Source organism: Pseudomonas sp. GWSMS-1, from assembly GCF_049847425.1.
Classification (GTDB): domain Bacteria; phylum Pseudomonadota; class Gammaproteobacteria; order Pseudomonadales; family Pseudomonadaceae; genus Aquipseudomonas.
The window spans coordinates 2,568,541-2,590,018 of the sequence record NZ_JBMHHV010000005.1; the positions used below are offsets into that span (position 1 = coordinate 2,568,541).

Below are 21,478 nucleotides of genomic sequence, written 5' to 3' on the forward strand. Positions count from 1 at the left end.
CTTACCGCGCAACCGGCAGCACTTAGGCCGTGGGCGGCCGCTCTGCGGGGCGGCGCGTACCGGCCACCAGTTTGTCGACGATGCGCGCGGCAGCGACCATGCCAAAGGTTGCCGTAACCATCATCACCGCACCAAAACCACCGGCACAGTCGAGCTTGACCCCATCACCGACAAAAGCCTTGTACTGACACACCGTGCCATCAGGCTTGGGATAGCGCAGCTGTTCGCTGGAGTAGACGCACGGCACGCTGTAGTTGCGTCCAGGGGTGCGCGAGAAGCCATAGTCGCGACGCAGGGTGGAACGCACTTTGGAGGCCAGCGGGTCGTTCCAGGTCTTATTCAGGTCACCGACCTGAATCTGCGTCGGGTCGATCTGCCCACCCGCCCCGCCCGTGGTGATGACCTGGATCTTACGGCGCTTGCACCAGGCGATCAGCGCCGCTTTGGCATTAACGCTGTCGATGCAATCGATCACTGCATCGAGTTGCGGGGTGATGTACTCGGCCATGGTCTCGCGGGTGACAAAATCCGCCACCGCGTGCACCACGCACGCCGGGTTGATCCCACGAATGCGCGCCGCCATCACCTCGACCTTGGGTTGGCCAACCGTGCTGTCGAGTGCATGCAGCTGACGATTGCTGTTGCTCACACACACGTCATCCAGATCAAACAGGGAAATCTCACCCACCCCGGAGCGGGCCAAGGCTTCAGCGGCCCAAGAGCCGACGCCACCAATACCGACCACGGCGACATGGGCAGCCGCCAGCCGCTCAGCCCCTTGCTGGCCATATAAACGGGCAATTCCGCCAAAGCGTTGTTCATCAACAGGCATTTTTATCACTCACTCCCAGCTGCGGCGCGCATTATAGGTAGCCTGTGGCCTGTGCCCAAGCGCTGTTTGGCGCAGCCCATGCCTAGCCGAAAAGCAGCCGCCTCATTTGGCCGTAAGAGGAACCTTAGCGCCCCTCTACCGTCCCATTAATAGTCCCACGAGGCGGGCTATACAGCCCTATGGCGGCGGCGTAGCATGCGCCACCCGACGCTCGTCGATTTCTCATCGCCCTTTCGCTGGACCTGCTCACTATGCCTTCGCGTAAGTTTGGACTGAACCTGGTCATGTTCCTGGCGATTGCCGCCTTGTTTACGGGTATCTGGGCGCTGTACAACCGCCCGGTAACGGCCCCTGATTGGCCGGAACAGGTCTCCGGTTTTTCTTTCTCGCCCTTCCGCGCCGGGCAAAACCCACAGAAAGACACCTACCCCAGCGATACGCAGATGCGTGAAGACCTGGAGCTGCTTAGCAGCCAGACCGACAACATCCGCACCTACTCGGTCGACGGCCCGTTGGGCGACATCCCCCAGCTGGCGGAAGAATTCGGCCTGCGCGTGACCCTGGGCATCTGGATCAGCCCCGACCTGGCGCGTAATGAGCGGGAAATCAGCAAGGCCATCGACATTGCCAACGACTCACGCAGCGTGGTACGCGTGGTGGTCGGTAACGAGGCGCTGTTTCGCAAAGAAGTCACAGCAGAAGAATTGATTGCCTACATCGACCGCGTGCGCGCGGCGGTCAAGGTGCCTGTGACCACCTCCGAGCAGTGGCACATCTGGCAGGAATACCCCGAACTGGCGGAGCACACTGACCTGATCGCCGCCCACGTGCTGCCTTACTGGGAGTTCGTGCCTATGGAGGACGCCACCGACTTCGTCCTCGAACGCGCCAAGGACCTGAAAAAACTCTTCCCGAAAAAACCCTTGCTGCTCTCGGAAGTCGGCTGGCCGAGTAACGGCCGCATGCGCGGTGGCGCTGACGCCTCACAAGCCGATCAGGCCATCTACCTGCGCACCCTGGTTAATGCGCTGAATGCCAAGGGTTACAACTACTTCGTCATCGAAGCCTTCGACCAGCCGTGGAAGGCCAGCGATGAAGGCTCGGTGGGCGCCTACTGGGGCGTGTACAACCTCGAACGTCAGCCCAAGTTCGCCTTCGAAGGCCCGGTGGTGGCCATCCCTCAATGGCGCCTGCTGGCCATCGGCTCGGTGGTACTGGCGCTGCTCAGCCTGGCCCTGATGCTGATTGACGGCAGCGCCCTGCGCCAGCGCGGCCGCACCTTCCTGACCTTTGTCGCGTTTGCCGGCGGCTCCGCCCTGGTGTGGATCGGCTACGACTACAGCCAGCAGTACAGCACCTGGTTCAGCACCCTGGTCGGCCTGCTGCTGGGTATCGGTGCCTTCGGCGTGTTTATTGTGCTGCTCACCGAGGCCCATGAGCTGGCTGAAACCGCCTGGACCCGTGCGCGCCGACGCCCCTTCCAGCCAGTGGACAGCGACAGCGCCTACCGGCCCAAGGTGTCGATCCACGTGCCCTGCTACAACGAGCCGCCGGAGATGGTCAAACAGACCCTCGACGCCCTCGCGGCGCTGGATTACCCGGATTACGAAGTCATCATCATCGACAACAACACCAAGGACCCCGCCGTGTGGGAGCCTGTAGAGGCCTACTGCAAAGTACTGGGCCCGCGTTTCCGCTTCTTCCATGTGGCACCGATTGCCGGTTTCAAGGGCGGCGCGCTGAACTACATCCTGCCGCATACGGCGCCGGATGCCGACGTGGTGGCGGTTATCGACGCCGATTACTGCGTCGATAAAAACTGGCTGAAATTTATGGTGCCGCACTTCAGCGACCCAAAAATTGCCGTGGTGCAGTCGCCGCAGGATTACCGCGACGGCAACGAGAACATCTTCAAAAAGCTCTGCTACGCCGAATACAAAGGCTTCTTCCATATCGGCATGGTCACCCGCAACGACCGCGACGCAATCATCCAGCACGGCACCATGACCATGATCCGCCGTACCGTGATGGACGAGCTGAAGTGGGCCGACTGGACCATCTGTGAAGACGCCGAGCTGGGCCTGCGCGTGTTTGAGAAAGGCTATAGCGCCGCCTATGCCCACCAGAGCTTCGGCCGCGGGCTGATGCCAGACACCTTTATCGACTACAAAAAACAGCGCTTCCGTTGGGCCTATGGCGCCATCCAGATCATGAAAGGCCACGCGCGCAGCCTGTTCCTCGGTAAAGGCTCCCAGCTCAAGCCCGGCCAGCGCTATCACTTCGTCGCCGGCTGGCTGCCGTGGGTGGCGGACGGCCTGAATATCTTCTTCACCGCCGGTGCGTTGCTCTGGTCGGCGGCGATGATCATCGTGCCGCAACGGGTCGACCCGCCTTTGATGATCTTCGCTATCCCGCCGCTGGCACTGTTCTTCTTCAAGTTCGGCAAAATCATGTTCCTCTATCGCAAGGCCATGGGCGTGGACCTGGTGCGCTCATTCCAGGCAGCCATCGCTGGGTTGGCGCTGTCGCACACCATCGCCAAGGCGGTGCTGTACGGCACCTTTACCAAAACCATCCCGTTCTTCCGCACCCCGAAGATGGCCAACAACCATGGCATTCTGGTGGCCCTGGTCGAGGCCCGCGAAGAAGTGTTCATCATGCTGCTGCTATGGGGTGCAGCGCTGGGTATTAGCGTTGTCCAGGGCTTGCCCAGCGCTGATGTGAAGTTCTGGGTAGCCATGCTCTTGGTGCAGTCACTGCCTTACCTGGCGGCACTTATCATGGCCCTGCTGTCGTCATGGCCCGCGCCTCAGCCAAGCGCACAGCCAGCCCAGCCCGCAGCAACTGAGTAGCCGCAGTCCGTAGGGTGGATGTCGCTTTGTACATCCACCATGAGTGCGCTCGGTGGATCGATGAAGCGCGACCCACCCTACGTGTCTGGAATGCCAGACGGCGGCCAATGGCCGCCGTTTTGCTTTAAGATGGCGGCCTTTCCGCTTGACGCCGCCTTGGAGCCGCAATGACCGCCAACGCCACGCCCCTCTCCCCGACGCTGGAGCTTGCCTGCGAGCTGATCCGCCGCCCATCCGTTACGCCGCTCGATGAAGGCTGCCAGGAACAGATGACGCGCCGCTTAGCGGCTTGTGGCTTCACCATCGAACCCATGCGGATCGAGGAAGTGGACAACTTCTGGGCCACCCACGGCAGCCACGACGGTCCCGTGCTGTGTTTTGCCGGTCATACCGACGTGGTACCAACCGGCCCCATTCAGAGCTGGCAGCACCAGCCATTCGATGCCCTGATCGACGAAGACGGCATGCTCTGCGGCCGTGGCGCGGCGGACATGAAAGGCAGCTTGGCGTCGATGATCATTGCCGTTGAGCGCTTTGTCGCCGAACACCCGGACCACAAAGGCCGTATCGCCTTTCTGATCACCAGCGACGAAGAAGGCCCCGCACACCACGGGACCAAGGCTGTGGTCGAACGCCTGCGTGCACGTAACGAGCGCCTGGACTGGTGCATCGTCGGTGAGCCATCGAGCACCACCTTGGTCGGTGACGTGGTGAAAAACGGTCGTCGCGGCTCGCTTGGCTGCACCCTTACTGTGCGCGGCAAGCAAGGCCACGTGGCCTACCCGCACCTGGCCAAAAATCCGATTCACCTGGCCGCACCGGCGCTGGCCGAACTGGCCACCGAACACTGGGACGAAGGCAATGCGTTCTTCCCGCCGACCAGCTTCCAGGTCTCCAACCTGAATGCCGGCACGGGCGCGACCAACGTGATCCCCGGTGAACTGAAAGCGGTGTTCAACTTCCGCTTCTCCACCGAATCCACAGTTGAAGGCTTGCAGCAACGGGTCGACGCGATTCTCACCAAGCACGGCCTGGACTATCACCTCGACTGGGCGCTGTCGGGCATGCCATTTCTCACCGAACCTGGCGCCCTACTTGACGGCGTTGCCGCCAGCATCAAAGCGGTAACCGGCCGTGACACCAAGCCGTCGACCAGCGGCGGCACCTCCGACGGCCGCTTTATTGCCACCCTCGGCACCCAGGTGGTCGAACTCGGCCCGGTCAACGCCACCATTCACCAGGTCGACGAGCGCGTATTGGCCAGTGACCTGGATGTGCTCACCGAAATTTATTATCAGACCCTGGTGAACCTGCTCGCATGAGCCTGACCTGCCCTATCTGCCAAGGCGCGCTGAGCGCCGTAGACAACGGTGTGGCCTGCCCGGCCAACCACCGCTTCGACCGTGCACGCCAGGGTTACCTGAACCTGTTGCCGGTGCAGCACAAAAACAGCCGCGACCCGGGCGACAATGCCGCCATGGTTGAGGCGCGCCGGCGCTTTCTCGATGGTGGCCATTACGCGCCCCTGGCCAAGCGCCTGGCCGAACTGGCGGCGCGCTATAACCCGAACCGCTGGCTGGATATTGGCTGTGGCGAGGGTTACTACACCGCGCAAATCGCCGATGCCCTGCCACACGCCGATGGCTATGCCCTGGATATCTCCCGCGAGGCAATCAAGCGCGGCTGCAAGCGCGCCCCGCAGCTAAGTTGGCTGGTGGCGAGCATGGCCCGCGTGCCATTGGCTGATGCCAGCTGTCAGCTGCTGGCTAGCGTATTCAGCCCGCTCGACTGGCAGGAAGCCAAACGCCTGCTGGCGCCCGGTGGTGGCCTGCTGCGTATGGGGCCAACCCGCGAACACCTGATGGAACTGCGGCAGAAACTGTATGACGAGGTGCGTGACTATGATGATCAGAAGCACCTGGAGCTGATCCCCGAAGGCATGCGCCTGGCGCACAGCGAAACCCTGACATTTAATCTACAACTGGATAGCAGCGAAGCCCGCGCCGACCTGCTGGCCATGACCCCACACGGCTGGCGCGCCAGCGCCGAACGCCGCGCCGCGGTCATTGCCGAACCCTGTGCAGTGACCGTTGCCATCCGCTACGACTGGATCGAGAAGCTATGACCATGCGCCAACCGGATATCGAGATTTACCTGAAAGACGCCGACCACAACGCCATTGGTGAGTGGTTGAGTAACGCACTGGGCAGCTGCACACCCTGGCAGCAGAAAGGTCAAACCTACAAATGCATGGCCGGTGATGTACCGGTCACCTGGTTGCCCAAGGCTGTGGGCAAATGGCACAGCCTGTTCCTGGAAAGCGACGCCACCCCCTGGGCCGACGACCTTACGTGCGCGCAAGCGGCTTTCGCCGCCCTGAATGTCGAAGTGCGCTGCGCGCCCAACGGCTGGGAGGAAGAGGAAAGTGACGAACAGGCCGACCGCTGGATGCGCATCAGCGCCGACGGGGTTGAGGAAATCACCTGGCGCACCGCTAACTGAGCGGCTGACAGACACACAAAACCCCGCCTAGGCGGGTTTTTTTTAACCGGGCGTTGACTGCTTGTCCGGTTTCTTCAGCGCTTCATTACAGCGCTCACGGCGCAAAATCGCTTAGATACGGAACTGCCCGACCAATTCTTGCAAGCGCAAGGCCAGGCCATTGAGCTCACGCGAGGTCTGCGCGCCCTCGGCGGCATCGCTGGCAACGCCATCCACCGCCCCGGCAATCTGATGCACGCTGCGGTTAATCTCCTCGGCAACGGCGGTCTGCTCTTCAGCTGCACTGGCGATCTGCGCGTTCATCGAGTTGATCGTGCCGATCAGGCCAGCGATGGTGTCCAGCGCCGTACCGGCCTGGTTGGCCTGTTCGCGGGTGCTTTCGCCCTTCTCACCCGCGCGCTGCATGCTGGCCACCGTGCGTGCAGTGGCGTTTTGCAGGCGGTCGATCATGCTTTGAATCTCGCCGGTGCTTTGCTGGGTGCGGCTCGCCAGCGCCCGCACTTCGTCGGCAACCACCGCGAAACCACGTCCAGCTTCGCCAGCGCGCGCCGCTTCGATGGCCGCATTCAGCGCCAGCAGGTTGGTTTGCTCGGCAATGGCGCGGATCACATCGAGTACGCTGACGATGCCCTGTACGTCTTTTTGCAGGCTTTCCAGCGACTCACCACTGCTGTGCATTTCCACACTCAGCTCATGGATCTGCTTGATATTCAATTCCACCACATGTTTGGCGGACTGGCCTTGCTGATCGGTTTCCTGAGCGGCTTCGGCCGCACGCTGGGCGCTCATGGCCACTTCGTGGGCCGCCGCAGACATTTCATTAATCGCCGTGGCGACCTGGTCCGTTTCATGCCGCTGGCCTTCCATCGCCTGCTCCGAACGCTGCGCCTGGCTGGCTACTGCGCCGACTAGGCCACTGAGCTGGGTTGTCGTGCCGGCGACCTGCTGCACCAGACCATGAATTTTCTCCACGAACCGGTTGAAGGAGCCGGCCAACTCGCCCATTTCATCCTGGCTGGTAATCGGTAGGCGATGGGTCAGGTCACCGTCGCCGGCAGCCATGTCATCGAGGTTGCGCTTAATCAGCAGCAGTGGACGCAGCAACGACTGGCTGAGGCCCATGGCGAGGATCGCAATCACCACCAATAAGCCCAGGGCCGAACCGATCATGATCAGCAGCAAGCGGTCGATGCTCTTTTGGAACTCAGCACGCGCCACTTGCACATCACGCTCGACACCGTCGAGGTTCAGCGACGTACCGAACACCATCTTCCACTTCGGCAGGTGCTCGGAGTACCCCACCTTCGGCACCAGCTCAGTACTGCCACCCAGCACAAAGCTGTAGTTCACGTAATGGCTGCCATCTATACCGGCACGCACCAGCTCGCGAATGGCATAGACGCCATTGGGGTCGCGGAAATCATTGAAGCTTTCGCCGACCTGCTTGCCGGTATTGCCTTGCAGTACACGCACGATCTGCTCGTCGTAGCCCCAGAAGTAGCCGTCATCACCGTAAGACAAGCGCTCAAGAACCTTCACGGCCTCAGCGCGCGCCGCCATATCGCCTTCCGCCGAAGCCTGATACAGCGGTGCCAGCATATTCTTGGCTAGCTCGACATATTGCTTAAGCTCGGCTTGACGATCCTTGATCAAGCTTTCACGGGTTTTGCTTTCCTGCTGGTCGGCAAGGCTTTGCAATTGATGCACAGCTACGGCGCTGAGCAGAATCGCCAGTAGAAAAATCGGACCGAGTGCAAGCAACAACAGTTTGGAGCGTACGCGCAACGTTGAAAGCATCACCAACTACCTCTTGGAAGGACGGACAACGGCAGCGGCTCAGCGCTTTACCGTATCGACTATTACTTACAGCTATATAGCGACCGCTGCCGGGAATAATTGAGCAGGTTTTTCAGCACATACAAAAAGACCCCGAATATCGGGGTCTTTTATGGTGAAACGCAGGCGTGGTTACTGCATTTTCTTCAGTTCTTCGTCACGCAGTTCGCGGCGCAGGATCTTGCCGACGTTGGTGGTCGGCAGTATGTCGCGGAACTCGACGGCCTTGGGCACCTTGTAACCGGTGACATTGGCGCGCATGTGCTCCATGACCTGCTCTTTGGTCAGGGTTTCACCCGGCTTGACCACCACGAAGATCTTGATCGCCTCACCCGATTTCTCGTCCGGAACACCGATGGCCGCGCATTGCAGCACGCCCGGCAAGGTGGCCAGTACGTCTTCCAGCTCATTCGGGTAGACGTTGAAGCCGGACACCAGAATCATGTCCTTCTTGCGGTCGACGATGCGCATATAACCGTCGTCCTGAATCACCGCGATGTCGCCGGTCTTCAGCCAGCCATCGGCATCAAGGACTTCGTCGGTGGCTTCCTGGCGCTGCCAGTAGCCCTTCATCACCTGTGGGCCTTTGACGCACAGCTCACCGATCGAGCCCAGCGGCTGCTCAACGCCTTCATCGTCGACCACCTTGCAGAGAGTCGACGGCACCGGAATGCCGATGGTGCCAATCTGAATATTGCTGAACGGGTTAACCGAGGCCACCGGGCTGGTTTCGGTCATGCCAAAACCTTCGCAGATCGAGCAACCGGTCACCTGCTTCCAGCGCTCGGCAGTGGCCAATTGCAGGGCCATGCCGCCGGAGAAGGTGGCTTTCAGGGTGGAGAAATCCAGCTTGCGGAAGTCCTCGTTGTTACACAGTGCAACAAACAGAGTATTGAGGCCGACAAACCCGGTGAACTTGTACTTGGCCAGGTCCTTGGTCATAGCCGGCAAGTCACGCGGGTTGGTGATCAGCACGTTGTGCCCACCAATCAGCATCATCGCCATGCAATGGAAGGTGAAGGCGTAGATGTGGTACAGCGGCAATGGCGCGATCAGCACTTCGCTACCTTCGCTCATTTCCGCGCCCATCAGCGCTTTAACCTGGAGCATGTTGGCGATCAGGTTGCGGTGGGTCAGCATCGCGCCCTTGGCCACGCCGGTGGTGCCGCCGGTATATTGCAGCACCGCAATTTCGCCATTGTTCGGCGCGGCGTCTGTGGACGTCTGACCGCGGCCCTTGGCCATGGCTGCAGTGAACTTGACCGCGCGCGGCAGGTTGTAGGCCGGCACCATCTTCTTCACGTGCTTGACCACGCTGTTGACCAGCAGGCGCTTGAGCGGCGATAGCATGTCGCCCACTTCAGTGATGATGACCGTCTTGATCCCGGTTTTTGGCAGCACTTGCTCAACCAGATGGGCCATGTTGGCCAGGCTGACCAGCGCCTTGGCGCCGGAGTCGTTGAACTGGTGCTCCAGCTCACGCGCGGTGTACAGCGGGTTGGTGTTGACCACCACCAGGCCGGCGCGCAAGGCACCAAACACTACAACCGGGTACTGCAGCACGTTGGGCAGTTGCACGGCGATACGGTCGCCGGGCTGCAAATCGGTGTTTTGCTGTAAGTAGGCGGCAAAGATGCCGGACAACTCGTACAACTCGCCATAGGTAATGGTTTTACCCATATTGCTGAAAGCGGGCTTGTCGGCGAAACGCTGGCAGGACTCTTTCAGTACCGCCTGGATATTCGGGTACTGGTCAGGATTGATTTCGGCAGCAATCCCAACGGGATACTTATCCTTCCAAAAGTTTTCGTTCATGGAAGCCCACTCCTCAGCAACAGCTTGATCTTCACCGCGCATAGACGGCTGTTTATTGTAGATTCGCGTGTTTTTAGTCATTTAAACGGCAAAAGAACTGCCGGGAGCATTTTTTCACGGCGCGCCGCGACGGCCTAAAAGGTGGGTCGCAATAGATGGCGGATCACAAAAAAAGCCGGCCGAGGGTAGCAGCTTTGCCAAACAGCGACCAGCACCAATAAGTGCCGCATCAGTCACTAAAATGACTAAATACTGGAGACTGGTCATTTTATTAATGTCGCCAGAACCGGCGAGCTATAGGCTTTGCAGAGGTATTACTAGGTTTTTCGCCAGCGCCTCAGAACTGGCGAACGCTGTTCTGAGGGCCAGCAGAAAACACTTGTTAGGCGATATCGCGCAGTTCGCGACGGAGGATTTTGCCCACGGGGGTCATTGGCAACGAATCACGGAAGACAATCTGCTTGGGCACCTTGTAGCCGGTGAAGTTTTCCTTGCAGTAAGCCTTGAGCGCATCGGCGCTGAGACTGCTGTCGCGGGCCACCACGAACAGTTTGACCGCTTCTCCGGATTTCTCGTCCGGCACGCCGATAGCCGCACAGCTGACCACTTGTGGATGGGCCATGACCACATCCTCGATCTCGTTGGGGTACACGTTAAAGCCCGAGACGATGATCATGTCCTTCTTACGGTCGACGATGCGCACGAAGCCGTCCGGATCGATCACCGCCACATCACCGCTCTTAAACCAACCCTCGGCATCCAGCACCTCGGCAGTGGCTTCTTCACGATTCCAATAGCCCTTCATCACCTGCGGGCCTTTAATGCACAGCTCGCCGCGCTCGCCCAGGGGCTGCTCGACGCCATCGTCGTCGATTACCTTGAACGCCGTACCCGGTACCGGAATGCCAACAGTGCCCAGGCGCACTTTGTCACCGTAGGCATTGGTGCTGGCCACCGGGGAGGTTTCGGTCAGGCCATAGCCTTCGGTGACCGGGCAGCCGGTCACCGCCTGCCAGCGCTCGGCCGTGGCTTTGACCAGTGCGGTACCACCGGAGTTGGTCAGTTTGAAATGGGAGAAATCAAGGTTCTTGAATTCCGGGTGATCCATCAACGCGACGAACAAGGTGTTGAGCCCCAGCAGCGCCGAGAACTGCCACTTACCCAGCTCTTTGACGAAACCTGAGATATCCCGCGGGTTGGTGATCAGCACGTTGTGATTACCGTTGACCATCATGCACATGCAGTTCGCGGTGAAGGCATAGATATGATAGAGCGGCAGCGGCGCGATCATGATTTCCTGGCCCTGCTTCATCAGCGGGCTGCCATCATCGCCGAGCTGCGACAGGCAGGCATCCACCTGCAGCATATTGGCCACCAGGTTGCCGTGGGTGAGCATCGCGCCCTTGGCCACGCCTGTGGTGCCGCCGGTGTATTGCAGCACCGCGATATCGTCTTGGCCAACCTTGACCGGTTTCAGCGCATGGCCTTGGCCCTGCTTGAGCGCATCCTTGAACGCCACCGCCTGCGGCAGGTGGTAGTCAGGGACCATCTTCTTGACCTTCTTCACCACGGTGTTGACCAGCCAGCCCTTTAAGCTCGGCAGCATGTCGCCCATTTTGGCTTCGATCAGGTAATCGATCTCGGTATCGGGCAGCACGTCCTGCACCAGCTTGCCGAACATGTTCAGGTACACCAGCGCGCGCACGCCGGCATCCTTGAACTGGTGGCGCATCTCGCGGGCGGTGTAGAGCGGGTTGGTGTTGACCACAATCAGCCCGGCACGCATCGCGCCGAACACGGCAATCGGATACTGCAGCACGTTGGGCATCTGCACGGCGATACGGTCACCCGGCTGCAGGTCAGTGTGCTTTTGCAGGTAAGCGGCAAAAGCCGCCGAGAGCCGGTCCAACTCGGCATAGGTCAGTGTCACCCCCATGTTGCTGAAAGCGGACCGGTCGGCGAACTTCTTGCACGAGCGCTCGAACACCTCGATAACCGACTTATAAGCCCCCAAATCGATGTCATTGGGGACGCCGGCCGGGCGTTTGTCGCTCCAGAAATCAGGCTGCATTATTTTTATCCTCTTGCCCTGAGATGGTCTGATCCGCGCTGCGGAGTTGGCTGGAACTTAACAGTTAACGCCATACAGGCAAATAGCCTGGCAGCGTCATTGACGCACTGAATCTTGCCGCTCCCTGTGGAACTATCCTGGGCCGCCACGTATAACCGTTCAGGTCATAACCATAAAAATTCGCCATGCCTTTGATTCTGCCCATGCTGGCCTTACTGATTCTGCTCGCGCAGCCTGCGCAGGCCGAATCACAGCTGCGCATGGCCACCTTGGAGTACCCGCCCTACAGCTCTGAACACCTGCCCGATGGCGGCAGCATCGTCGCCCTGACCCGCCGTGCCTTTGCCGTGCGTGGTTACTCAGTACAGATTGATTTCATGCCGTGGCTGCGCGTTCGCAGGGCATTACAAAACCGTAGCCATCAGGGCGCAATGGCCTTATGGCCCAGCGACATTACAGCGGACGGGCTGCAAGCCTCGCGGCCACTCTTTTACAGCGAGCTGGGGCTATTTATCCGCAGCGACTATCCGCTGCAATTCACTGACTTAAAGCAACTGCGTGGGCAAACCTTAGGCATTGTGCGCGGTTATGCTTACCCGCAGCATGTGCTCGACGCGGGGTTGCACCTTGAAGAGGCCGTTAACGACATCAGCAACCTACGCAAACTCAAGGCCCGACGCTTCAACATGGTGCTGCTCGAACACATCGTTGGTAATCACCTGATCAATAACGATGAACAGCTGCGCGGCACACTGCGCTGGCACGGCAACGTGGTGGAACGGATTCCCCTGCTGGTCGGATTTATCCAGCCCAAGGCCGGCGAGCCCGACTGGAGCAAGGTGTTTGAGCAAGGCCTGCGCGACCTGCACAGCAGTGGCGAGTACATGCAAATTTTGCGCGAGCACAATCGCTAAACCCGCACGGACTTTGCGCCACGCCTTACTGGGTGCACAATGCCCAGCCTCTGCAGGCTTAAGGGATTCGCCATGCTCCACCAAGCGTTCTGGCTCAGCAGCACCGATGCCGCGCCCCTCTACGTAAACCGCTGGTACAGCGAACAACCGCCCAAGGCATTGGTGATGGTGGCCCATGGCATGGCCGAACACAGCGGGCGCTATGCACGCCTGGCTGAAGCACTGGTGGCAGAGGGTTTCGAGCTGTACGCGCACGACCAACGTGGACATGGCAAGACGGCAGAGCATGGCGTGCTCGGCCACTATGCCGACAGCAATGGCTGGCATCTGGTGGTCAACGACTTGGCCAACCTCAATCACCATATGCGCCAGAGCCATCCGCAGACGCCGATTTTCCTCCTTGGCCACAGCATGGGCAGTTACATCAGCCAGGCCTACCTGATGCACCATAGCTGTAGCTTGCAGGGGGCGATTCTCTCCGGCTCCAACTACCAGCCCGTGGCGCTGTACCGCGCCGGCCAGTTGCTCGCGCGTTTCGAACGCTGGCGGCAAGGCCCGCTGGGCTACAGCGCGCTGCTTGAATTCGTCTCGTTCGGCTCGTTCAACAAGGCCTTCAAGCCCAACCGCACACCCTTCGACTGGCTGAGCCGCGACCCGCTGGAAGTCGACAAGTACATCAATGACCCGCTGTGCGGCTTTCGCTGCAGCAATCAGCTGTGGGTCGACCTGCTCGGCGGCCTGCAACAGATCACGCCGCTGCGCAGCCTCGCGCAGATCGACAACAGCCTGCCGCTGCTGGTAATCGGCGGTGCTTGTGACCCCGTTAGCGACGGCCACCGTCAACAAGACCTAGGCAATGCCCTGCTCGCCGCCGGCAACGCGCAGGTACAGGTCAAAATCTATCCGGATGCCCGCCACGAACTGCTCAACGAGAGCAACCGCGACGACGTCACGGCCTACATCATCAACTGGTTGCACCAGGCCCTTAGCCAACCGCGCCAGCGCCACCCACAGAGCCAAGCGAGTCTTCCATGAGCCAAAGCAGCAACACGCCCTACGACGCCCTCGAAGTCGGTCAAACGGCCAACTACAGCAAGACTGTCACTGAACGCGATATTCAGCTGTTTGCCGAAGTCTCTGGCGACCACAACCCAGTGCACCTGGATGCCGAATACGCCGCCACCACCATGTTCAAAGAGCGCATCGCCCACGGCATGTTCAGCGGTGCGTTGATCAGCGCTGCAGTGGCCTGTGAGTTGCCTGGCCCGGGCACCATCTATATCGGCCAAAGCATGCGCTTTACCGCGCCAGTGAAGCTCGGCGACACCCTCACCGTGCGCCTGGAAATTCTGGAAAAACTGCCGAAATTCCGCGTGCGCGTGGCCACCCGCGTGTTCAACCAAAACGATGAAATGGTGGTAGACGGTGAAGCGGAAATCCTCGCACCGCGCAAAGCGCAGACCGTCGAACTGACCCAGCTGCCGCCGATCACCATCGGCTAAGAACTTGCCTCAGATCTGCTGCGCGTCGCATCTGCGGCAAGATCGTGAGCAGGTTCTAAGCTTGTTAGCCCAAGTCACCGCCACCGACTGTGGCGGTGCACTCCCCTTTCTACACAATCGCGCCCGGGCAATCCGTTTCGGCGCCTCTGGAGATTTCCATGTCCCTGTCCATGTACCACGCATCCATCCCAGTCTTTACCCGCCAGCTCACCAACCTGTCGACCATCCTCGGCATCGCCGCTGCCCACGCTGACGAAAAGAAGATCGAACAGAGCGTATTTCTCAATGCGCGCCTGGCCCCTGATATGTTCCCACTGAGCCGCCAGGTGCAGATCGCATGCGACGGTGCCAAAGGCGGCGCAGCGCTGCTGGCTGAAGTTGACTCACCGAGCCATGCCGATGACGAAACCAGCTTTGCCGAACTGCAAGCGCGCATCGCCAATACCCTGACCTTCCTGCAAAGCCTTAGCGCCGAGCAGATCGACGGCAGCGAGGCACGCACCGTGACCCTCAAGCGCCGCGACAAGGAAACCCATTTCCAAGGCCAGGCTTTCCTGCTTGACCACGTGCTGCCGAACTTCTATTTCCACCTCACCACCGCCTACGCCATCCTGCGCCACAACGGCGTGGCCATTGGTAAGCGCGACTTCCTCGGCACCCGCTAAGTAGCCCGGTAAGTTAAAGCCGCGCCCACTGCCCATCGCCGCGATGGGCCTGCAGGTGCGGCAACACTGCGGCCAGCAGCGGTTCTTTGAAGGCTTCCTGAAAGCGATGGGCCAGGCCCGGAATCAACTTCAACTCACTGCCCTTGATATGCGCCGCCACATGTACGCCGTGCATCACCGGCAGCAGTGGGTCGGCGGTGCCATGCACCACCAGGGTCGGTACGCGAAGACGATTGAGCAGGTCAACCCGGCTCGGCTCAGCCAGGATCGCCAGCAATTGGCGCTCCACGCCTTGCGGGTTGAAGGCACGGTCGTAGGCCAGCTCCGCTTGTTGCACCAGCTGTTCGCGGTCATCAGTGACCGTTGGGCTGCCCAAGGCGGCCAGCAGATCGGCCTGCTGCTCCAGCGCCACAGCGCGATTAGGCGCCTCACGCTTAGCCAGCAACGCCAGTAGCGCGCTACTCGGCGCCGGCAAGCCCTGGGCACCCGAACTGGTCATGATCAGGGTCAGGCTCTGCACCCGCTCAGGCGCAAGGTCGGCCATATGCTGGGCAATCATCCCGCCCATGCTCGCGCCCAGCACATGAAACTGCCGCACGCTCAAGGTATCCATTAACCCCAGGGCATCTTTGGCCATATCACGCAGCCCATAAGGGGCCGACACGGATAAACCCACGCGATAGCGCAGGGCTTCATAGGTCAGGTTGATAGACGGCGCCGCATGCGTCCACGCGCTCAAACCCACATCGCGATTATCGAAGCGCACCACGCGAAAGCCTTGCTGGCACAGGCGCACGACCACCTCATCGGGCCAGTGAATCAGCTGTCCACCCAGCCCCATCACCAACAGCAACGCCGGATCACTGCTGCGCCCGATGCTCTGGTACGCCAGGCGCACTTCGCCGACGTCGGCCATTTCGGTCGGCACCTGAACATCACAACGTTGAGCGGCTAAAACAGGCACGCCGCAGAGCAGTGCGGCGAGAAAAATAAGTACACGCATAACGTCACCACATCGCAGGACAGCGAAACGCAGCCCCCCATTAAGACGCGAGTGTGGTGATAGTTGTACAAGCGCGCTGCCACACAACCGTGACAGTTTGATGATGGCGGACGAACGGCAACACGCCGTTCGTCTTTATGCCGTCTTAGGCCAGCTCAGTACGCAGCTGACGGGCCGCCGCAACCATGTTCACCAGCGCCGCTTCAGTCTCCGGCCAGGCGCGGGTTTTCAGGCCGCAGTCCGGGTTGACCCACAAGCGCTCAACGGGAATACGCTGGGCGGCCTTACGCAACAAGTTGGCCATCTCGGCTGTATCCGGCACTCGCGGCGAGTGGATGTCGTATACGCCCGGGCCGATATCATTGGGGTAGTCGAAACGCTCAAAGGCCTCCAACAGCTCCATATCTGAGCGCGAGGTTTCGATGGTGATCACGTCGGCGTCCATGGCGGCGATGGCCTCGATCACATCGTTGAACTCGCTGTAGCACATATGGGTGTGGATCTGCGTTTCGTCGCGCACACCCGAGGCGCACAGGCGGAAGGCTTCAGTGGCCCAGTTCAAGTAACCCTGCCACTGCGCCTGACGCAGCGGCAGGCCTTCACGGAACGCCGCTTCATCGATCTGGATGATCTTGATGCCGGCCGTTTCCAGGTCCACCACCTCATCACGAATCGCCAGGGCCAACTGGCGCGCCTGCTGTTCGCGGGAAATATCGTCACGCGCAAAAGACCACATCAGCATGGTCACCGGGCCGGTCAGCATGCCCTTCATCACTTTCTTAGTGAGGGTTTGCGCGTAGCCAATCCACGCCACCGTCATGGCCTTGGGCCGGCTCAAGTCTCCATAGATGACTGCCGGTTTGACACAGCGCGAGCCGTAGCTCTGCACCCAGCCGAAGCGGGTAAAGGCATAGCCGTCGAGTTGCTCGGCGAAGTACTCGACCATGTCATTACGCTCGGCCTCCCCATGCACCAGCACATCCAGGCCGAGGTTTTCCTGGACTTCGACGGCATGGCGAATCTCGCTGTGCATGGCCTCGGTGTATTCAGCGGCCGACAGCTTGCCTGCCTTAAATGCTTGGCGCGCCAGACGGATGGCTGCGGTTTGTGGGAACGAACCAATGGTCGTGGTAGGGAACGCTGGCAACTGCAGACGCGCACGCTGCTGCTCGATACGCGTGGCAAATGGCGATTGGCGCTGGCTGTCGGCGGCAGTAATCGCCGCCAGGCGGGCCTGCACCGCGGGTTTATGGATGCGCGGCGATTGCGCGCGGCTGGCCTGCACGGCATTACTGAGTGCCAGTGCGATCTGCACCTCGGCGTTCTGCGGGTCATTCAGGGCCGTCGTCAGCAGCGCGACTTCCTCGCACTTCTGCACGGCGAAGGCCAGCCAGCTTTTCAGCTCATCATCGAGCGTGTCTTCACGGTTCAGATCGACCGGGCTGTGCAGCAGCGAGCAGCTCGGCGCCACCCACAGGCGCTCACCCAAGCGCTCCTGAGCCTGCTGCAGAATCTCCAACACCGCCTGCAGATCAGTGCGCCAGACGTTACGCCCGTTGACCACGCCCAGCGATAGCACCTTGTAGGCCGGCAGCCGGTCGAGAATGGTCGGGAACTGTTCGGGGGCACGCACCAGGTCGATATGCAGACCATCCACCGGCAGGCTGGCGGCCAGGCCAAGGTTATCTTCCAGGCCGCCGAAGTACGTGGCGATCAGCTTCTTGCCCGGTTCGCGTTGGAGAATGTTGTAGCCACGCTCAAAAGCATTCTTCCACTCTTGCGGCAGGTCTAGCGCGAGAATCGGCTCGTCGATCTGCACCCATTCCACACCCTGAGAGGCCAGGCGCTGAAGGATTTCGCCGTAAACCGGTAGCAGGCGCTCCAGCAGGTCGAGGCGGTCAAACTCGCTCCCCTTGGCCTTGCCCAGCCAGAGGTAAGTCAGTGGGCCGATCAGCACCGGCTTGATGGTGTGGCCCTGCGCATGCGCTTCCTCGACTTCATCAAACAGTTGCGTCCAGCTCAGTTGGAACTGCTGATCGGCCGTGAATTCGGGGACCAGGTAGTGGTAGTTGGTATCAAACCACTTGGTCATCTCTTGGGCGTGGGCCCCTGCACAGCAACTGTTGTCGCTCTTATTGGCAACGGCACCCCGCGCCATAGCAAACAGGGTATCCAGAGTCGGCTTGCCGTCTGCCGGGCGAAAACGCTCGGGGATCACGCCGAAGGTCAGCGAGTGGGTCAGCACGTGGTCGTACCAGGCAAAGTCGCCGACCGGCAGCAGGTCGATGCCAGCATCCTTTTGCACCTGCCAATGGGCGGCGCGTAGCTCACGGCCAACGGCCTGCAAGCCCGCTTCATCCAGCTCGCCTTTCCAGTAGGCTTCCAGGGCTTTTTTCAGCTCACGGTCGCGGCCGATGCGCGGAAAACCAAGGGAATGGGACAGGGCCATGTTGAAACGCTCCATAGGTAAACAAGATGGGGAGTATTGTCGGCAAGCGAGGATAGTGAAACAAACTCAATCTATTCGCCTTGATCTACAGTTTTATTCATGTAGGGTGACTGACGTTGTTTTCATCTCCCCCTCATTGAACACACCTCAAGAGTGGACGGGTGAAGCGTCATCCCCCTGCCCCGAGGCCTCCATGCTCGAACTGCGCCACCTGAAAACCCTGCACGCCCTGCGCGAAAGCGAAAGCCTGGTGGACGCCGCCGAGCGCCTGCACCTGACTCAATCGGCCCTGTCCCATCAGTTCAAGGAATTGGAAGAGCGCCTGGGTATGCAGCTGTTTGTGCGCAAGACCAAGCCGGTGCGCTTTACCAGTGCTGGCCTGCGCTTGCTGCAACTGTCCGACACGGTATTGCCGCTGCTGCGCGGCGCCGAGCGCGACTTGGCGCGCCTGGCGGGCGGCACGGCCGGGCGCCTGCACATGGCCATTGAATGCCACAGCTGCTTCCAGTGGCTGATGCCAACCATCGACCAGTTCCGCGATGCCTGGCCAGAGGTAGAGTTGGACCTGGCCTCGGGCTTCTCCTTTGCCCCGCTGCCAGCCTTGGCGCGCGGCGATCTGGACCTAGTGGTGACCTCTGACCCGCTGGAATTGGCCGGTATCACCTATGTGCCGCTGTTCACCTATGAGGCCATGCTGGCCGTGGCCAACCAGCATGCGTTGGCCAACAAACCCTGCATCAAGCCGGAAGACCTGGCCAGCGAAACCCTGATCACCTACCCGGTGGAACGCGACCGCCTGGACATCTTTACCCGCTTTCTGGAGCCGGCGGATGTCGAGCCCGCGCAAGTGCGCACCTCGGAGCTGACGGTGATGATGATGCAACTGGTGGCCAGCGGCCGTGGCGTCTGTGGTTTGCCCAACTGGGCGCTGCATGAATACAGCTCGCGCGGCTACGTCACCGCCAAGCGCCTGGGCGACAAAGGCCTGTTCGCCACCCTGTATGCCGGCATCCGCACCGACATGCTCGACGCGCCGTTTATGCGCGATTTCCTGCTGACCGCCAAGGACACCTCCTTCGCTAACCTGGAAGGCGTCAGCGTGGCGCGCTAAGCCCGTAGCCAACGCAGGATGGGTTAGCCGCGCAGCGCTGTAACCCAGCGCTTGTGTGATGGCTATCGCGTTGCTCACCCCATCCCCCGCGCACAACTTAACCGCCCAGGAACAACGCTTTAAACACGCAATAAAGAGCGCGATAAAAAAGCCAAGCGGCAGGCATCAATGCCCTAGGCAGCGGCTGGGCAGCGGCGCATAATTCGCGCCGCTCAAGCCCCCTCCGATCCCTGGATGCACTTCCGTCATGATCGTTCGCCCGCGCCCCAATGCGCTGCACCTGTTCTTCATTCGCCGTGGTTCAGTCTTCCCGAATATCGCCTCCAAACTGCTGAGCATTACGCTGCTGTCCTGCGTGGTGGTGGGGCTCTATGAGTGCGGCTGGATGCAGTGGCTCAGCCATGTCAGTGCGCCACCCTTTTCGCTGTTAGGGCTGGCACTCTCGGTCTTTCTCGGCTTTCGTAACAGCGCCTGTTATGAGCGCTGGTGGGAAGCGCGCAAGCAGTGGGGTGAGCTGATTATTCAAGCCCGCGGCCTGGCCCGCGAATGCCAGGCCCTGTTACCCGGTGACGACAATGCGCAGCTGCGTCGCCTGACCATCGAACGCTGCATTGCCTTCGCCCATGCACTGGCCGCCCATCTACGCGGCCAGGATGCGGCGGCGGCCTGTGCGACCTGGGTCAGCCCGGATGAACTGACGGCACTGCGGCAACGGCGCAACGTGCCAGACACCCTGCTCAACTGGATCAATCAGGATCTGGCCCTGTGCGTACGCGAACAACGTCTCAGCGACGTGCTCTATCGCGGCCTGGAGCAGCGCTTAGATACCTTGGCGTCCAGCCAGGCCATTTGTGAACGGATCAAAAGCACGCCAACGCCGTTCGCCTACACCTTGCTGCTGCACCGCACGGCCTGGTTGTTCTGCATGCTGCTGCCGTTTGGCTTAGTCGGCTCACTGGAGCTGCTCACGCCGGTGCTGGTGACGATTATTGCCTACACCTTCTTCGGCCTGGATGCGCTGGGTGACGAGCTGGAGGAGCCCTTCGGCTTGTCGGACAACGACTTACCCCTGAGCAGCATGGTCCGCGGCATAGAGATCGACTTGCTGGAAAACCTTGGCGATGCGCTGCCCGAACCGCTGTACCCACAAGGCTATATTTTGCAGTAACAAGCACCCGCGCAACGCTTGTTACAACGACTCGCTTGCAGGTCGTGACCGACAGTCATAGGATGACCGCCAGTCACGACCTGCAAAAGAGTCGCCATGCGCTACCAAGATCAACTCTTCGAACAACGCGAAAGCGCCATACTCGATGCCGCCCGCCGGCTCTTTGCCGAGCAGCCCTGGGATCGCGTCACTATTGCCGAAGTCGCGACTGCCGCGGGTATCGGTAAGGGCACGGTGTACAAACACTTCCCCAGCAAAGAAGCGCTGTATGCACGCTTGGTGCTCGACCTCAACCAGATAAACCTGCACGAACTGCGCGCCCTGCAGGCCGCCAGCTCAGCCCATGATGCAATGCGTAAAGTGATCCGGCGCGCCTTTGAACAAATGCTGGCCAACCCGATAGAAACGCAGCTGTGTTTGCACTGCGACCGCCCGGAATTCCAGGAGCGCCTGGAAGCCCCGTTCCGCCAGCAGTTTCTCGACCTGGAATGCGAGTATCAGCTGTTCTTCGCCGACTTGCTCAGCGCCACCCTGGACAACCAGACACTCAGCCAAGCCGACACGCAGAACCTGCTCTGGGGCGTCGAAGCCTGCGTCAGCGGTGTTATGACGCGCATTGCCTCGGGCGGCTTCGCCCATTGGGCCGAGCCTATTGCCCTGGATGACTACTTCGCCCGCGTGACCGACTTCATCATTGCCGGCCTGCGCACGCAGGCGGCTGAATTGCTTACCCAACCCTCTCGTCACGAGTAACCGCC

General features: G+C 60.5%; 17 protein-coding genes and 1 pseudogene. 11 read left to right on the forward strand and 7 right to left on the reverse strand.

Annotation, left to right across the window (positions count from 1 at the left end; translation table 11 throughout):
* Positions 1-22 precede the first annotated feature (22 nt).
* On the reverse strand, positions 23-832 hold the full coding sequence (gene tcdA / locus ACEPAJ_RS15770; protein ID WP_425916015.1) for a tRNA cyclic N6-threonylcarbamoyladenosine(37) synthase TcdA: 810 nt from the start codon (positions 830-832) through the stop codon (positions 23-25).
* 251 nt (positions 833-1,083) lie between these two features.
* Between tcdA and ACEPAJ_RS15775 the strand changes: the two genes are divergently transcribed.
* The 4 genes from ACEPAJ_RS15775 to ACEPAJ_RS15790 all read left to right on the forward strand — a co-directional run bounded on the left by ACEPAJ_RS15775 (position 1,084) and on the right by ACEPAJ_RS15790 (position 6,186).
* Entirely contained in the window at positions 1,084-3,684 is a 2,601-nt protein-coding gene (locus ACEPAJ_RS15775) for a glycosyltransferase (RefSeq protein WP_425916017.1), read from the forward strand.
* A gap of 167 nt (positions 3,685-3,851) precedes the next feature.
* Positions 3,852-5,006: a succinyl-diaminopimelate desuccinylase gene (gene dapE, locus ACEPAJ_RS15780; protein ID WP_425916019.1), complete on the forward strand. Its 1,155-nt coding sequence runs from the start codon at positions 3,852-3,854 to the stop codon at positions 5,004-5,006.
* Positions 5,003-5,809, forward strand: a complete 807-nt coding sequence (locus tag ACEPAJ_RS15785) for a putative RNA methyltransferase (protein WP_425916021.1) — start codon at positions 5,003-5,005, stop codon at positions 5,807-5,809. The genes dapE and ACEPAJ_RS15785 overlap by 4 nt, the downstream gene beginning before the upstream one ends.
* A 2-nt stretch (positions 5,810-5,811) precedes the next feature.
* Positions 5,812-6,186, forward strand: a complete 375-nt coding sequence (locus ACEPAJ_RS15790; RefSeq protein ID WP_274086994.1) for a hypothetical protein — start codon at positions 5,812-5,814, stop codon at positions 6,184-6,186.
* A gap of 111 nt (positions 6,187-6,297) precedes the next feature.
* Here the strand turns inward: ACEPAJ_RS15790 and ACEPAJ_RS15795 are convergent, their stop codons facing one another.
* The 4 genes and pseudogenes from ACEPAJ_RS15795 to fadD2 all read right to left on the reverse strand — a co-directional run bounded on the left by ACEPAJ_RS15795 (position 6,298) and on the right by fadD2 (position 11,908).
* Positions 6,298-7,053, reverse strand: coding sequence for a methyl-accepting chemotaxis protein (locus ACEPAJ_RS15795; protein ID WP_411912032.1), 756 nt, complete (start codon positions 7,051-7,053; stop codon positions 6,298-6,300).
* Positions 7,054-7,155: 102 nt separating this feature from the next.
* Positions 7,156-7,983: pseudogene (locus ACEPAJ_RS15800) on the reverse strand (cache domain-containing protein); the annotation flags it as partial.
* Between the two features lie 171 nt (positions 7,984-8,154).
* Positions 8,155-9,837 carry a long-chain-fatty-acid--CoA ligase FadD1 gene (gene fadD1 / locus ACEPAJ_RS15805; protein ID WP_425916023.1) on the reverse strand — a complete coding sequence of 561 codons (1,683 nt, stop codon included), beginning with the start codon at positions 9,835-9,837 and terminating at the stop codon, positions 8,155-8,157.
* Between the two features lie 382 nt (positions 9,838-10,219).
* Positions 10,220-11,908 carry a long-chain-fatty-acid--CoA ligase FadD2 gene (gene fadD2 / locus ACEPAJ_RS15810; RefSeq protein WP_425916025.1) on the reverse strand — a complete coding sequence of 563 codons (1,689 nt, stop codon included), beginning with the start codon at positions 11,906-11,908 and terminating at the stop codon, positions 10,220-10,222.
* A 185-nt stretch (positions 11,909-12,093) separates the two neighbouring features.
* Between fadD2 and ACEPAJ_RS15815 the strand changes: the two genes are divergently transcribed.
* The 4 genes from ACEPAJ_RS15815 (at position 12,094) to ACEPAJ_RS15830 (ending at position 14,989) form a co-directional block, all read left to right on the forward strand.
* Complete coding sequence (locus ACEPAJ_RS15815) at positions 12,094-12,822, forward strand: substrate-binding periplasmic protein (protein ID WP_274086816.1); 729 nt, start codon at positions 12,094-12,096, stop codon at positions 12,820-12,822.
* A gap of 72 nt (positions 12,823-12,894) precedes the next feature.
* Complete coding sequence (locus tag ACEPAJ_RS15820; RefSeq protein ID WP_425916027.1) at positions 12,895-13,857, forward strand: lysophospholipase; 963 nt, start codon at positions 12,895-12,897, stop codon at positions 13,855-13,857.
* Positions 13,854-14,324 carry a MaoC family dehydratase gene (locus ACEPAJ_RS15825; RefSeq protein ID WP_425916029.1) on the forward strand — a complete coding sequence of 157 codons (471 nt, stop codon included), beginning with the start codon at positions 13,854-13,856 and terminating at the stop codon, positions 14,322-14,324. The genes ACEPAJ_RS15820 and ACEPAJ_RS15825 overlap by 4 nt, the downstream gene beginning before the upstream one ends.
* A 158-nt stretch (positions 14,325-14,482) precedes the next feature.
* Positions 14,483-14,989 (forward strand): DUF1993 domain-containing protein, encoded by a 507-nt coding sequence (locus ACEPAJ_RS15830; protein ID WP_425916031.1) that lies wholly within the window; start codon positions 14,483-14,485, stop codon positions 14,987-14,989.
* A 13-nt stretch (positions 14,990-15,002) separates the two neighbouring features.
* Here ACEPAJ_RS15830 and ACEPAJ_RS15835 read toward each other — a convergent pair whose 3' ends face one another.
* Positions 15,003-15,992 carry an alpha/beta fold hydrolase gene (locus ACEPAJ_RS15835; protein ID WP_425916033.1) on the reverse strand — a complete coding sequence of 330 codons (990 nt, stop codon included), beginning with the start codon at positions 15,990-15,992 and terminating at the stop codon, positions 15,003-15,005.
* A 145-nt stretch (positions 15,993-16,137) separates the two neighbouring features.
* Complete coding sequence (gene metE / locus ACEPAJ_RS15840) at positions 16,138-18,441, reverse strand: 5-methyltetrahydropteroyltriglutamate--homocysteine S-methyltransferase (protein WP_425916035.1); 2,304 nt, start codon at positions 18,439-18,441, stop codon at positions 16,138-16,140.
* A 193-nt stretch (positions 18,442-18,634) separates the two neighbouring features.
* Here metE and metR point away from each other — a divergent pair, with 193 nt between their 5' ends.
* The 3 genes from metR to ACEPAJ_RS15855 all read left to right on the forward strand — a co-directional run bounded on the left by metR (position 18,635) and on the right by ACEPAJ_RS15855 (position 21,473).
* A complete protein-coding gene (gene metR, locus ACEPAJ_RS15845; protein ID WP_425916037.1) occupies positions 18,635-19,552 on the forward strand; it encodes a transcriptional regulator MetR in 918 nt (305 codons plus the stop codon).
* Positions 19,553-19,799: 247 nt separating this feature from the next.
* Positions 19,800-20,720 (forward strand): bestrophin family protein, encoded by a 921-nt coding sequence (locus tag ACEPAJ_RS15850; RefSeq protein WP_425916039.1) that lies wholly within the window; start codon positions 19,800-19,802, stop codon positions 20,718-20,720.
* A 96-nt stretch (positions 20,721-20,816) separates the two neighbouring features.
* Positions 20,817-21,473 (forward strand): TetR/AcrR family transcriptional regulator, encoded by a 657-nt coding sequence (locus ACEPAJ_RS15855; protein ID WP_425916041.1) that lies wholly within the window; start codon positions 20,817-20,819, stop codon positions 21,471-21,473.
* The last annotated feature ends 5 nt before the right edge of the window (positions 21,474-21,478 follow it).

What these genes read in the sequence shown, in the direction of transcription:
- tcdA (WP_425916015.1), bottom strand. Translation starts at nt 832, where the DNA reads ATGCCTGTTGATGAACAACGCTTTGGCGGAATTGCCCGTTTATATGGC.
- ACEPAJ_RS15775 (WP_425916017.1), top strand. Translation starts at nt 1,084, where the DNA reads ATGCCTTCGCGTAAGTTTGGACTGAACCTGGTCATGTTCCTGGCGATT.
- dapE (WP_425916019.1), top strand. Translation starts at nt 3,852, where the DNA reads ATGACCGCCAACGCCACGCCCCTCTCCCCGACGCTGGAGCTTGCCTGC.
- ACEPAJ_RS15785 (WP_425916021.1), top strand. Translation starts at nt 5,003, where the DNA reads ATGAGCCTGACCTGCCCTATCTGCCAAGGCGCGCTGAGCGCCGTAGAC.
- ACEPAJ_RS15790 (WP_274086994.1), top strand. Translation starts at nt 5,812, where the DNA reads ATGCGCCAACCGGATATCGAGATTTACCTGAAAGACGCCGACCACAAC.
- ACEPAJ_RS15795 (WP_411912032.1), bottom strand. Translation starts at nt 7,053, where the DNA reads ATGGAAGGCCAGCGGCATGAAACGGACCAGGTCGCCACGGCGATTAAT.
- fadD1 (WP_425916023.1), bottom strand. Translation starts at nt 9,837, where the DNA reads ATGAACGAAAACTTTTGGAAGGATAAGTATCCCGTTGGGATTGCTGCC.
- fadD2 (WP_425916025.1), bottom strand. Translation starts at nt 11,908, where the DNA reads ATGCAGCCTGATTTCTGGAGCGACAAACGCCCGGCCGGCGTCCCCAAT.
- ACEPAJ_RS15815 (WP_274086816.1), top strand. Translation starts at nt 12,094, where the DNA reads ATGCCTTTGATTCTGCCCATGCTGGCCTTACTGATTCTGCTCGCGCAG.
- ACEPAJ_RS15820 (WP_425916027.1), top strand. Translation starts at nt 12,895, where the DNA reads ATGCTCCACCAAGCGTTCTGGCTCAGCAGCACCGATGCCGCGCCCCTC.
- ACEPAJ_RS15825 (WP_425916029.1), top strand. Translation starts at nt 13,854, where the DNA reads ATGAGCCAAAGCAGCAACACGCCCTACGACGCCCTCGAAGTCGGTCAA.
- ACEPAJ_RS15830 (WP_425916031.1), top strand. Translation starts at nt 14,483, where the DNA reads ATGTCCCTGTCCATGTACCACGCATCCATCCCAGTCTTTACCCGCCAG.
- ACEPAJ_RS15835 (WP_425916033.1), bottom strand. Translation starts at nt 15,992, where the DNA reads ATGCGTGTACTTATTTTTCTCGCCGCACTGCTCTGCGGCGTGCCTGTT.
- metE (WP_425916035.1), bottom strand. Translation starts at nt 18,441, where the DNA reads ATGGCCCTGTCCCATTCCCTTGGTTTTCCGCGCATCGGCCGCGACCGT.
- metR (WP_425916037.1), top strand. Translation starts at nt 18,635, where the DNA reads ATGCTCGAACTGCGCCACCTGAAAACCCTGCACGCCCTGCGCGAAAGC.
- ACEPAJ_RS15850 (WP_425916039.1), top strand. Translation starts at nt 19,800, where the DNA reads ATGATCGTTCGCCCGCGCCCCAATGCGCTGCACCTGTTCTTCATTCGC.
- ACEPAJ_RS15855 (WP_425916041.1), top strand. Translation starts at nt 20,817, where the DNA reads ATGCGCTACCAAGATCAACTCTTCGAACAACGCGAAAGCGCCATACTC.